Source organism: Micromonospora sp. IBHARD003, assembly GCF_056106285.1.
In genome coordinates, this window is the sequence record NZ_JBWBBX010000001.1 from 6,431,844 (window position 1) to 6,443,906 (window position 12,063).

At 71.7% G+C, this 12,063-nt stretch carries 10 protein-coding genes; 8 read left to right on the forward strand and 2 right to left on the reverse strand.

Annotated features, from left to right (window positions below; translation table 11 throughout):
* The first annotated feature begins 8 nt into the window (after window positions 1-8).
* Window positions 9-1,958, forward strand: a complete 1,950-nt coding sequence (locus ACTWOL_RS28365; RefSeq protein WP_474299644.1) for a helix-turn-helix domain-containing protein — start codon at window positions 9-11, stop codon at window positions 1,956-1,958.
* Here the strand turns inward: ACTWOL_RS28365 and ACTWOL_RS28370 are convergent.
* Entirely contained in the window at window positions 1,937-3,322 is a 1,386-nt protein-coding gene (locus ACTWOL_RS28370; protein WP_474299645.1) for an IS701 family transposase, read from the reverse strand. The two genes, ACTWOL_RS28365 and ACTWOL_RS28370, sit on opposite strands and share 22 nt — an antisense overlap.
* A gap of 359 nt (window positions 3,323-3,681) precedes the next feature.
* On the opposite strand from ACTWOL_RS28370, the gene ACTWOL_RS28375 reads away from it, so the two are divergent.
* The gene (locus ACTWOL_RS28375; protein ID WP_474299646.1) at window positions 3,682-5,259 is read left to right on the forward strand and encodes an alpha/beta hydrolase; all 1,578 of its coding nucleotides are present in this window, start codon (window positions 3,682-3,684) and stop codon (window positions 5,257-5,259) included.
* A 264-nt stretch (window positions 5,260-5,523) separates the two neighbouring features.
* The gene (locus tag ACTWOL_RS28380) at window positions 5,524-6,621 is read left to right on the forward strand and encodes an XdhC family protein (protein WP_474299647.1); all 1,098 of its coding nucleotides are present in this window, start codon (window positions 5,524-5,526) and stop codon (window positions 6,619-6,621) included.
* A gap of 28 nt (window positions 6,622-6,649) precedes the next feature.
* Here ACTWOL_RS28380 and ACTWOL_RS28385 read toward each other — a convergent pair whose 3' ends face one another.
* Entirely contained in the window at window positions 6,650-8,080 is a 1,431-nt protein-coding gene (locus ACTWOL_RS28385; protein WP_474299648.1) for an MFS transporter, read from the reverse strand.
* Window positions 8,081-8,224: 144 nt separating this feature from the next.
* Between ACTWOL_RS28385 and ACTWOL_RS28390 the strand changes: the two genes are divergently transcribed.
* The 5 genes from ACTWOL_RS28390 to ACTWOL_RS28410 all read left to right on the forward strand — a co-directional run bounded on the left by ACTWOL_RS28390 (window position 8,225) and on the right by ACTWOL_RS28410 (window position 12,061).
* Complete coding sequence (locus ACTWOL_RS28390) at window positions 8,225-8,635, forward strand: cell division protein SepF (RefSeq protein ID WP_474299649.1); 411 nt, start codon at window positions 8,225-8,227, stop codon at window positions 8,633-8,635.
* Between the two features lie 297 nt (window positions 8,636-8,932).
* Window positions 8,933-10,120 carry an AAA family ATPase gene (locus ACTWOL_RS28395; RefSeq protein ID WP_474299650.1) on the forward strand — a complete coding sequence of 396 codons (1,188 nt, stop codon included), beginning with the start codon at window positions 8,933-8,935 and terminating at the stop codon, window positions 10,118-10,120.
* Window positions 10,059-10,430 carry a nucleotide pyrophosphohydrolase gene (locus tag ACTWOL_RS28400; RefSeq protein WP_474299651.1) on the forward strand — a complete coding sequence of 124 codons (372 nt, stop codon included), beginning with the start codon at window positions 10,059-10,061 and terminating at the stop codon, window positions 10,428-10,430. The genes ACTWOL_RS28395 and ACTWOL_RS28400 overlap by 62 nt, the downstream gene beginning before the upstream one ends.
* A 125-nt stretch (window positions 10,431-10,555) precedes the next feature.
* Window positions 10,556-11,038: a DUF6099 family protein gene (locus ACTWOL_RS28405; protein WP_474299652.1), complete on the forward strand. Its 483-nt coding sequence runs from the start codon at window positions 10,556-10,558 to the stop codon at window positions 11,036-11,038.
* A gap of 99 nt (window positions 11,039-11,137) precedes the next feature.
* Window positions 11,138-12,061 (forward strand): LLM class F420-dependent oxidoreductase, encoded by a 924-nt coding sequence (locus ACTWOL_RS28410; RefSeq protein WP_474299653.1) that lies wholly within the window; start codon window positions 11,138-11,140, stop codon window positions 12,059-12,061.
* Window positions 12,062-12,063: the final 2 nt, after the last annotated feature.

Consider the following 12,063-nt stretch of genomic DNA (forward strand, 5'->3'; position numbering starts at 1 on the left):
ACGGATCCATGGACTCCGACGCACTGGCCGTCCTCGAACTCCTCTCCCGCGAGGCTCCCTCGAGCCGTTTCGACGAACTGCTGCGGACGGCGCGTCAGCAGCTGCTGCCGGAACCGCGGTTACGGCGACTGGAACAAGCGGTGCGGCTGGCCCAGGAGGTCCGCGCCACCGCCGAGCAGCGGCGCAAGCGCGAGGCCAGACTCGTCGCACTGGTCGACACGTCCCAGGACATGTGCTCCCACAGCGACTTCGAGGGCCTGCTCAACGTCATCACGAGCCACACCAGACGGCTGCTGAACTTCGACATGGCGTATGTCAGCCTGCGCCTTCCGGGCGGCGGTTCGTATGTGCACAAGTCGGATGGCGAGACCACCGCGCTCAGCGTCGGCCTGGAAATGGGACGCGGCTTCGGCCTGGGCGAGTACGCCCAGAGCAAGCAGGCCCCGTTCTGGACCGCCGACTATCTCGTCGACGACCGCTTCCCGCACTCCCCGAACATCGACGAGGTCGTCAGCTCGGAGGGTCTGCACGCCATACTCGTGGTGCCGCTGATCCACAGTGGTGCCACCATCGGCGCGCTGTACGGAGCATCGCGGGAGATCCGCCATTTCACGCCGGACGAGGTCAGTCTGCTGCGTTCGCTCGCGGTCCTGTCGGCGTCGGCGATCGAGGCGACCCGCCGCACGGACCGGATCGAGTCCGCCCTGGCCGACGCACAGTCGCGGAGCGTGCGCCTCACCTCCGCCCTGGCCAGGGCGGACCACTTCGCCGCGGTGCGGGACCGGCTCGCGACCCTGGTCCTCGAGGGCGGAGGGCTCCACGACGTCACCAAGGCGGCGGCCAAGGCCCTGGACGGCATCCTTGTCCTGAGGGACGCCGAAGGCCGGACGCTGGCCGCCACCGGGGAGATCCGGGAGATCGATCCGGCGCGGGTGGTCCGCGCGCTCGTCGACTCCCACGCGACGTCCGCACCCGTGCTGGTGGACGGCAGCGATACGGCGGCGGCCGTCTGGGCGACGCATGTCACCACCGGCGTCGAGGCTCCCGGCACCCTGCTGCTGAGGTCGCGTACCTCCCTGACCGACGACGACAAGAGACTGCTGTACGCCACGGGCCAGACCCTCGCCCTCGTGCTGCTGCTCGGTCACAGCGCTGCGGCCGCGGCTGGTCCGGCCCGTGACGAATGCCTGGACGATCTGCTGGCCAGCACCCCCCAGTCGCCGCGCCGGCTGGCCGAACGGGTCCGCCGGCTCGGGATCGACCCCTCCGCCGAGCACCTCGTCCTCGCCGTCCGCCCCGAGGGCGGCAAGCAGGGCGAGTCCGCCGTGTGGGCCTCCTCGTACGCCTATCGGCACGGCGGCCTGAAGACCGTAAGCGGCGACTGCCTCGTCCTCCTCCTGCCCGGGACGGACCCGTCGGCCGCCGCCCGTGCCGCGGCCGACGAACTGTCACCGCTGCTGGGACATCCCGTCTCCGTCGGGGCGGCGGGACCGACCCCGGACCTGTCGGCGGTCGGCAAGGTGTATCTCGAGGCGCGACGCTGCCTCGACACCCTGGTGGCGCTCGGCCGCACCGGCGGTGCGGCATCGGCCGAGGACCTCGGCTTCCTCGGACTCCTGCTCTCCGACGACCACGACGCCGACGCCTTCATCATCTCCGCCCTGGGCCCGGTGCTCGCCTACGACACGGGGCGGTCCACCGAACTCGTCCGCACCCTCGAGGCGTACTTCACCGCGGGCGGCAGCCCCACACGGGCGGCGCAGCAACTGCACGTGCACACCAACACCGTCTCGCGCCGTCTCGACCGCATCACCGAACTCCTCGGCCCCGACTGGCAGGAGCCGGGGCACGCCCTGGAGATCCAGCTGGCCCTGCGGCTGCGGCGCGCCCAGGGCGCCGTGTACCGAAGGCAGGGGCAGGGCGCGGTGGAGCGGCCTCAGGCCGAACGGGAGACGTAGCCGGACGGGCTGTGGCCCCCGCCCGCGAGTGCCGCGACCGCATGGGCGGCCGAGGCGAGGGTGATGTGGCGGTGCCAGCCGCGGAAGGACCGCCCTTCGAAGTCCTTCAGGCCGACCTGCTCGCCCACTTCGGCCAGATCCCGGCTCGTCCGCTCGGCGAGCTTGGTCAACCGCAGCAGGTCGTCCGCCGGTACGGAGCGCATGTTGGTGACCCACATCGCCACCGGGGCGTGCAGTGGGTCGTCCCATTCGCCGAGCAGCGTCAGCTCACCGGTGCCCAGTCCGAAGCCGCGCCCCGGACGGGATCCCGGACGTGTGCCCGGTAGGGAACCGGTCCGGTAGGCCGCGCCGGTGCGGACGCCCGGGGCGGCACCGAGGCCGTGCCCGTGGCGGCGGCCCGGCGCCGGCCCGCGGACGCCGCCTGCGCCGCCGCGGCCCGCGTCCGCCTCGCCGACCGGGACGGTGACGGCCAGCGAGCTGCGGCGTGTGTACGACGGTCCCCACGGGTCGGTCCACTCGATCCGCCGGCGCATCCCCCGGACCGACTCCACGATGGCCTGTGCGCCCAACGGGCCACCCCGGTAACCCGGTAGCGCGGGCGCGCGCACCGTGAGCGCGGTGCTGCCGCCGGCCCGTGCGATGACCGGTATCCCGGCTCTGGTGAACCGGTCGACGGTGGCCGGGAGGTCTCTCATGTGGGCCTGCAGCACCACCGGGCGCACCGGCACCCGCCACGAGCTCATCGACTCCAGGACCGCTGCCGCCGCGCACTCCTCGTCCGTCTGCGATCCGACTCCTTCCGGAATCTCCGCACGACGACGCCTGCCGGCGTCCCGCACCCAGACGTCCGGCAGATGCAGCCGCCAGTTCACCGGTGTGCTGAACGACTCGGACGCGTACCACACCCCGAACGCCTGCTGACCGTGGAACGCCAGCCCCAGACAGGGATCGAACATCCGGTCCACGCCCACCGACTGATTGCCTGCCTTGCGGATCGGCATGGACCGTACGACCCAGGCCTGGGGAGCGCTGAGCTCCTCCAGACAGGAGGCGAGCGCCTCCCGTACGGGCATCCACTCCCAGGTCGAGCTGCAGATGAAGTGGTGCAGACTCTGCTCGGCCGCCGAACCGCCCACCTGGGCGGCTATATGGCGGATGGACTTCCGGCCCCGGGCGCTCAGCAGCCCGCGCAGATACTGCTCGCCCTTCTGCCGCTGGTCCTTGCGTGCGAGCGACGCGAACAGCACCGCCGCGAGCTCCGTCGCCAGAGCCTCACGCGCATGCCCAGGGCCGTCGGCCATGAGCCGCAGCCGTACAGCAGCGGGCTCCCGCTCGGATCCCGTCCCGGCACGTGGCGTGGTCACAGCGCTCCCTCCGACGGCCACGGCGGCGTCCGGCCGCCTCTCCCAGCCTGGACGCCGAAGGCCCCGGCGACGAGGTGCGCGGACCCCCTCCGTATGGCCGCGCATGGTCGCGCTGCCACCATCCCGCCGGTGAGCAGGGAGAACCGGGTCAATACGGGTGACGCGGCGGCCGTACGGGCCGCCCGGATCCCACCGAGGAAGCGCCGGCGGGAGCCGACTGCGAACACCACACCGCTGAGCGGTACTTGACGCACCGGTTATGGGTTCGGCAAAGAACATCAGTACGACCTGTACCCAGCCGAGCCCGGCGCGAAAGGATCACCCGGTACAACTCCACACCACCAGCGGGAGGTTCTCACGTGAGACGCACAGCAGCGCTCGGCTCGGCCGGCACCCTGGTCGCCAGCACCCTCATGGTGGGCGCCATGGCGGCTCCGGTGGCCTCTGCCGAAAGCCGTGGCCATGCGGCGTCCGAGGCACGCGGAGCCCAGATCGCGGCGGCGAGGGCGGCCGTGAAGGGCATCACCTGGGCGGACTGCCCACAGGACTGGGGCATCGCCAAGCCCGTCCAGTGCGGTTTCGTCAGCGTTCCGCTCGACTACGCACGGCCGGACGGCAGGCAGATCAAGATCGCCGTCGACCGGATCGGCAACACCGGGACCAAGGCCGAGCGTCAGGGCGCGCTTCTCTACAACCCCGGAGGCCCCGGCGGTTCGGGGATGCGCTTCCCCACCAGGGTCACCAACAAGAACCCGCTGTGGGCCACGACCGCGAAGGCGTACGACTTCGTCGGATTCGACCCGCGCGGTGTCGGCCACTCCACCCCCATCTCCTGTGTCGACCCGCAGGAGTTCGTCAAGGCGCCGAAGCCCGACCCCGTGCCGGACAGCGAGGCCGACAAGCGAGTGCAGCGCGGCATAGCCGCCGCCTACGCTGACGGGTGCGCGAAGCGCAGCGGCTGGATGCTGCCGCACATGACCACGGCGAACACCGCTCGCGACCTGGACGTCATCCGGGCCGCGTTGGGCGAGAAGAAGCTCAACTTCCTGGGTGTCTCCTACGGCACCTACCTCGGTGCGGTCTATGCGACGCTCTACCCCGGCCACGTCCGGCGGATGGTCGTCGACAGCGTGGTCAACCCCTCGCGCGAGAAGATCTGGTACCAGGCGAACCTCGACCAGGACGTCGCCTTCCAGAAGCGCTGGAACGACTGGAAGGCATGGGTCGCCGGGAACGACGCCGTCTTCCACATCGGCGACACCCCGCAGAAGGTCGAGAAGCAGTGGGTCAAGCTGCGCGCGACGGCCAAGAAGAGCCCGCTCGGCGGGGTCGTCGGCCCGGCCGAACTCGTCGCCTTCTTCCAGAGCGCCCCGTACTACGACTCAGCCTGGGTTCCCGTCGCCCAGGCCTGGAGCAAGTACCTCGCCGGTGACACCAAGGCGCTCGTCGACGCGGCGGCGCCCGACCCGTCCGACACCGCGGGCAACATCGCCGCGGAGAACGGCAACGCCGTCTACACGGCCGTCGAGTGCGCGGACGCCAAGTGGCCCACCAACTGGAAGAAGTGGGACCGGGACAACACCCGGCTGCACCGCGACCACCCCTTCCTCACCTGGTCCAACGCCTGGATGAACCTGCCGTGTGCCACCTGGCAGTCCAAGCAGCACACCCCGGTGGAGGTGCGGACCGGCAAGGGGCTCCCGCCGGTGCTCATCGTGCAGTCCACGCGTGACGCCGCGACTCCCTTCGACGGCGCAGTCGAGCTCCACAAGCGTCTCAAGGGCTCGCGCCTGATCATCGAGAAGGGCGCCGGCTCGCACGGTGTGACCGGACTGGTCAACCCGTGCGTCAACGAGCGGGTGGACTCCTACCTGCTCAGCGGCGAGGTGGGGAGCCGCGACGTGACGTGCGCCCCGCACGCCACTCCCAAGCCGTAAGGCGGGGGGACTTCCGGAGGGGCGGCCGCACTGGCCGCCCCTCCATCGCGTCCGGCGCACGCTGCCGGTCCCGGATGCCCAGGCCAGTGGGACCGTTGGTGCGGCCGCCGCATCCGCGGCCATGGTGCCGATGCCCGCACACTCGCGCCGGGCGCCCCGAGAGCGGATCATGGAAGCGGGTCGCGGTCCGCGGTACGGCGCGGGTCGTCCCGCGCCGTACGCGCCATTCGGGACGTGTCCGCGGCACTGCGGGAGGAGCGGAGGATGCGTGAGATCCTGCCGACGCTCGGTCAGTGGTACGCGTCGGGTCTGCCCTTCGGCCTGGCCACCGTCGTCGCCGTAAGCCGCAGCGCCCCCCGCGGACCCGGTGCGGCGATGGCCGTCGGCCCGGACGACGAAGTCGTGGGAAGTGTGTCCGGGGGATGCGTGGAAGGGGCCGTGTTCGAGCTCGCCCAGGACGTCGTCGCAGACGGCGAGGCACGGCTGGAGACCTTCGGCTACAGCGACGAGGACGCCTTCGCCGTCGGTCTCACCTGCGGCGGCTCGATCACCGTGCTGGTGCGCCGGGTGTCGCCCGAGACGGATCCGGCCTTCGGCGAGGTCGCCGCTTCGGTAGCCGCGCACCGGCCGGTGACGGTGGCGACGGTGACGGACGGCCCGGCGCCGCGCGGTGCCACGCTCGCCGTATGGCCGGACGGTGTCACCGGCACACTCGGAGCATCAGGACTCGACGCCGCCGTCACCGCGGATGCCCGCGGCGAGCTCGCCCAGGGCCTCACCGGGAACCGGCACTACGGGCCGCGGGGCCAGCGCCGCGAGGACGACGTCACCGTGTTCCTGCAGTCGTTCGCCCCTCCGCCGAGGATGCTCGTCTTCGGTGCGATCGACTACGCCGCCGCCGTCGCCCGTATCGGAAGCTTCCTCGGCTACCGGGTGACGGTCTGCGACGCCCGGCCGGTTTTCGCCACCCCCAGGAGGTTCCCCGAGGGCGTGGAGGTCGTGGTCGACTGGCCGCACCGGTATCTGAGCGCCACCGGGACGGACTCCCGCACGGTGATCTGTGTCCTGACGCACGATCCGAAGTTCGACGTGCCGCTGCTGGAGGAGGCGCTGCGCCGCCCGGCCGCGTACATCGGGGCGATGGGGAGCAGGCGCACCCACGAGGACCGGATGAAACGGCTGCGGGAGACCGGTCTGGGCGAACCGGAGCTGGCGCGGCTGCGTTCACCGGTGGGCCTGGACCTCGGAGCCCGTACACCGGAAGAGGTGGCGGTGTCCGTGGCGGCGGAGATCGTCGCCCTGCGCTGGGGCGGCAGCGGTGCGCCGCTGACGACGACCGCCGGTGCGATCCATCCTTCCTGAACGGGCCGTGGACGGACCATGGACGGTGTCACCGCGTCGGCGTGGACGGCTCCGGCGCCTGCGACGCCGTACGGCGGTGGAGCACGGCCAGGGCGGTGGCCCCCACGAGGGCGAGTACGGACACCGCCCGCAGGACCGATTCGATGGCCGGTCCGTCGGAAGCCGCACGGGCCGCGGAGCCGCTCACCTCCTCCAGGACGGTCGCGGCGACCGCCACGGCCACCGCGCCGACAAGCACCAGTGAGGTGAGGACCAGTCCGGAGGCAGCGGCGAGGCGGGAGGCCGGCACATAGGACTGCGTCGCCACATTGGTCAGGGCCCATCCGAGGCCCACCCCCACGCCCACCACCGCGAAGACCGCCGTATACAGGGGGAGTGCGTTCGCCCAGGTCAGGGCGTAGAGGCTGAGCCCGCTCAGCAGCATTCCCGTGGCCATCAGCGATTCGGCGGGCCAGAGCCGGGCGAGTCGTCCGGACCAGTAGCTGGCGGCGCCCGCGCCCACCGACAGGGAGAGGAAGACCAGACCCGACTCCAGTGGGGACAGCCCGCGTGCCTGCTGCAAGTACAGGGCGGACAGCACCGCCACGAGGCAGTACACGACGTTCGACACCGAGCCCGCCGCCGTGACGGTGACGAAAGGGACGTTGCGCAGCAGCGAGAGGTCCAGCAGCGGTTCCGGGGCGTGCCGCTCGATGCGCACGAACACCATCAGCAGAGCGCAGCCGCCGACCAGGCAGATCAGGGTGGCCGGGGACGCCCAGCCCCAGCGGGCGCCCTGGTCCACGCCCAGCATGAGACCGGTCAGTCCCGCCCCGACGGCGCACACCCCGGGGATGTCGAAACGCTTGCCCGCCTGCTCGTCCCGGGTCTCCGGCACGAAGCGCAGCAACAGCACCGCCGCCGCCACACAGAACGGCACATTCAGCAGGAAGACCGCACGCCAGCTCACATGCTCGGCGAACGCTCCGCCGACGAACGGCCCGAGAGCCGTGCCGATGGCGCTGAAGGCGAGCACCGTCGCCACCGCTCTGCCCTGGCGTTCGTCGCGGAAGTACGCGGTGACCACGGCGACGGCCACCGGGAAGATGAGCGCGGCCGTCGCGCCCTGGACGACCCTTCCGGCGACGAGCCAGGTCACGTTCTGCGCGGCACTGCACAGCACGGAGACGGCCGCGAAGCCGGTGAGCCCCACCACGAGGATCCGGCGGCGGCCGTGGACATCCGCCAGACGCCCACCGGTGATCATCAATGCGCCGAGGGACAGCATGTAGCCGCTGACGAGCCACTGGAGATCGGTCGACGGGGTGCCGAAGTCACGGGCGATCACGGGAAGCATCAGATTGAGGGCGAACCAGTCCATCTGGACCAGCAGCATCGAGATGGCCGCCGCGGCGATGACCGCGCGGTCGCGCGGTGGGAAGAGGCCCTCCGCCTTCGTCCGACTGCCGGCTGTGGTCATGAGCGCCCGTCCTCCGCGTCACCTCATCGTGGCACCGGACCACGGGTGCTGCGACCGCTCGGCGCGGTGACCGGGGGCCGTCATCCGGGCCGTCGGCCGTGTCGGTGTTGGGCCGAACGGGTGAGGCGCGCCAGGATGGTCCCCATGAGCAGGTACGAGAGGTACGACGTCACCGACGAGCAGTGGGAGGGCCTGGCCCAGGTCGTTCCGCTGCGCGGTCGCAACGAGTGGCCGTCACGAGCAGACCACCGCACGATTTCGCAGTCCTACGACGCCGTTCCCGCGGAGGCCGAGCAGCGCCGCATGGTGGTGCTGCGGGTGCAGGTCTTCGCCGACGCGCGTGAGGTCGCCGAACACCTCATCGCCCAGGTGCCGGTGCTGCTGGACCTCACCAGCGCGGACCCCGACGTGGCCAAGCGCATCCTGGACTTCAGCAGCGGCGTCGTCTTCGGGCTCGGGAGCGGGATGCACCGGGTCGACCGCAATGTCTTCCTGCTCGCACCGACCGGCACGGAGGTCGAGGGCGCCGCGGCCGCTGCCGTGCCGCACGCTTAGGGGGCTTCTGATGGATCTCCGCGGCGTCGCGACGCCCGGCCCGCCCCCACGGCCTTACGGCGTGGGAGGTACCCCCACTCGCCGCACCGGCCGAAAGCTCAAGAACGTCCAGTACGAGGGCTTCGGCACCCCGAGAGCACGCACCGGACGCCGCTCCTTCCTCCACGGAGATCCATCAGAAACCCCCAGGTCCTGTCCGGGCGATCTTCTGCGCCTTTGCCGTGCGGTCCCCCGTTCGTGGGAAGCCCCGTCCGGCGTAACGGTTCGGCGTCCGCGCCGGCGCGTAGCGTCCCGCGCATGGACCTGCTCAGCACCCGGCCTGCGGTCACCGAACTACGGCTCTCGGCCTTCGCCGGGCATCGCGCGGGCGTGTTCCCGCTCGGCCCCGTGACGCTGTTCGCGGGGCCGAGCGGCAGCGGCAAGTCCACCGTGCTGCAGGTGCACGAGGCGCTGGCGCGGCTCGCCGGGGGCGCCGCGCTCGACCGGGTCTTCCCGGATCCGGCGGGCTGCGTCCCCGAGGGCGCGCCGGGGGACGCCCAGGGCCGGCGCGGGTTCAGGATCGGCTGCACGGTCTCGGGTCCGGCCGGCCCGGTGCAGCTCGACCTCGCCGTGCAGGCCGAGCCCGAACTGCGCATCGTCGGGGAGCGGTTGGCCTGCGGCGAGCGCGTGCTGCTGAGCACGGCGCTGACCGATCCCGGACGCCCCCGTGTGCAGGCCGCCTGGCACACGGCGGGAGCGGCCGCGGTCACCCGGGAGCCCCTTCCCGACGACCGGCTCGCCACCGCGCTGCTCCCGTTGCACGTGGCCGGCCGGACGGACGGTCAGCGGCAGGTCCTGACCGCGGCCGAGCAGGTGGTGGTGGCGCTGCGCTCGGTGTTCCCGTGCGACCCCCAGCCCCGGAGGATGCGCGCGTCCGCCCGTCCGGGCGAGGGGCGGCTGCTCCCCGGCTGCGACAACCTCGCGGCCGTGCTGCACCGCACCCGCCACGAATGCGTCCGCCGGCATGCGCGGCTGACCTCGGCGGCCGGGGCGAGCTGTGCGGGCACCGTCCGCGACGTGGGCGTGGAGGAGCTCCCGGACGGGACGCTGCGTGCGGTGATCGGCCGGGCGGCGGGAGGCCCGGGGACCCCGCTCGGGCGGCTGGGCGACGGTGAACTGCGCTATCTGGCCCTGGCCCTGGTCCTGCTGACCGGTCCGGGTGTGCTGTCGGTGGACCAGGCCGCCGAGGTGCCGGGGGCACTGCAGTCCCTGACCGTGCTCGCCGACGGTTTCGACCGCTGCCTGGACGGGCGCCAGACGGCCGCCCTGGCCTCGCTGGCCGCGTCGGTCTGTGCCGACGGCCATCTGCGGCTGGTGGGCGCGATGGGCGGGGACGGCGCATACGCGCGTGAGCTGGAGGGTGTGACGGTGGTAGACCTGTGCCGTGACGGAACTGGACGTGAAAGCGCTGCAGCGCAGGCTGGCCGAGTTCGCGGCCGCCCGTGACTGGGGGCCCTACCACACCCCGAAGAACCTGGCGGTGGCACTGACCGTCGAGGCGGCCGAACTCGTGGAGATCTTCCAGTGGTTGACCCCGGAGGAGTCGGCGCGGGTCATGGACGACCCCCGCAAGGCCCACCGGGTGGCCGACGAGGTCGCGGATGTCCTGGCCTATCTGCTGCAGTTCTGCGAGGTGCTCGGGGTCGATGCGCTGGCCGCGCTCTCCGAGAAGATCGACAGGAACGAGCTCCGCTTCCCCGCCGCCGAGCGGTGCCCGGACGACTCCTCAGACCGTGATCGTCACTCTACGGAGTGACTGATCTTTCCAAAACCGGCTTCCTGTCCACAGATTTCCGAATTCCCTTGGCTTTTCCTTTGGGGAACCCTCACTCTGGGTAGTGAGTCAGTGAACGGAAAGTCGTACGAACGGGGGCGGCGCACATGGAAGCGGAGCGACTTATCGCGGCCGGCCGGCACGCGCTGGCACAGTGCCGGGACGCGCTGGACGTTGTGGCGGAGGCATGGCAGGCCCAGGCCCTGGCCCAGGCGATCGGAGGCCAACTGGCCCTGTGCGGCCCCCAGGAGCTGCGGGGGGAGGCGCGTGCGCTCGGCGAGGGAGCCGGGCGCGTCGGCGGCCCCGCGGACCTCCCGCTGCTGCGTATCGGCAGTCCCCGGGCGGCGCAGCTCACCGAGGTCTCCGACCCCCGGCGGGCGCTGACACTGCTGGGCGCGCTGCTCGGTGAGGTCGGCATAGCCCTGGTCGGAGTCGCCTGCGCCACCGACGAGGAGGGGCTGTACTGGCAGTGCATCGAGGCCATCGACGCCACGGACGAGTCCGGCGACCGTGTGGGTGCGATGCTGCGAAGACTCTCCGTGCGCGAGCGGGGGAGGGTGGGCCCCGACTCCGCCGTCAGTCCGCCGTGACCGGTGCAGCGGCCACCGGTCCGCGGTGACGGCGCCGCAGCCGCCAGCCCGCTTCCGCGGCAAGAGGTTGAACCGCGGACGGCGGTGCAGGATGGATGCATGGATCTTCGAATCTTCACCGAGCCCCAGCAAGGGGCCTCCTACGACACCCTGCTGACGGTCGCCAAAGCCGCCGAGGACCTCGGCTTCGACGCCTTCTTCCGATCGGACCACTATCTGAGCATGGGCTCGGCCGACGGCCTTCCCGGCCCCACCGACGCCTGGATCACCCTCGCGGGTTTCGCCCGTGAGACCAAGCGGATCAGGCTCGGCACGCTCATGACGGCGGGTACGTTCCGGCTGCCGGGAGTGCTTGCCATCCAGGTTGCCCAGGTCGACCAGATGTCGGGCGGCCGGGTCGAGCTCGGACTCGGCGCGGGCTGGTTCGAGGAGGAGCACAAGGCCTATGGCATTCCCTTCCCCAAGGAGAAGTTCGCCCGGCTCGAGGAGCAGCTGGCCATCGTGACCGGTCTGTGGGCCACGGAGACCGGCAAGACGTTCACTTACCAGGGCACCCACTACCAGCTGCAGGACTCACCCGCACTGCCCAAACCCGCCCAGAGCAAGGTCCCGGTGCTCATCGGAGGCCACGGTGCCACCCGCACCCCCCGGCTCGCCGCCCGTTACGCCGACGAGTTCAACATCCCCTTCGCGTCCGTCGAGGACAGCGAGCGGCAGTTCGGGCGTGTGCGCGCCGCGGCCGCGGAAGCCGGGCGGGGGCCGGACGAGCTGATCTACTCGAACGCCCTCGTCGTCTGTGTGGGCAAGGACGACGCGGAGGTCGCCCGCCGCGCCGCCGCCATCGGGCGCGAGGCCGACGAGCTCAAGGCCAACGGTCTGGCGGGGTCGCCCGCCGAGGTCGTCGACAAGCTCGGCCGCTATGCCGCGATCGGCTCCTCCCGCGTCTACCTCCAAGTCCTCGACCTCGACGACCTCGACCATCTGGAACTGATCTCCACCCAGGTCGGCACCCAGCTGAGCTGAGC

Coding starts and splice junctions, on each gene's coding strand:
- ACTWOL_RS28365 (WP_474299644.1), top strand. CDS start 9: ATGGACTCCGACGCACTGGCCGTCCTCGAACTCCTCTCCCGCGAGGCT.
- ACTWOL_RS28380 (WP_474299647.1), top strand. CDS start 5,524: ATGCGTGAGATCCTGCCGACGCTCGGTCAGTGGTACGCGTCGGGTCTG.
- ACTWOL_RS28385 (WP_474299648.1), bottom strand. CDS start 8,080: ATGACCACAGCCGGCAGTCGGACGAAGGCGGAGGGCCTCTTCCCACCG.
- ACTWOL_RS28390 (WP_474299649.1), top strand. CDS start 8,225: ATGAGCAGGTACGAGAGGTACGACGTCACCGACGAGCAGTGGGAGGGC.
- ACTWOL_RS28395 (WP_474299650.1), top strand. CDS start 8,933: ATGGACCTGCTCAGCACCCGGCCTGCGGTCACCGAACTACGGCTCTCG.
- ACTWOL_RS28405 (WP_474299652.1), top strand. CDS start 10,556: ATGGAAGCGGAGCGACTTATCGCGGCCGGCCGGCACGCGCTGGCACAG.
- ACTWOL_RS28410 (WP_474299653.1), top strand. CDS start 11,138: ATGGATCTTCGAATCTTCACCGAGCCCCAGCAAGGGGCCTCCTACGAC.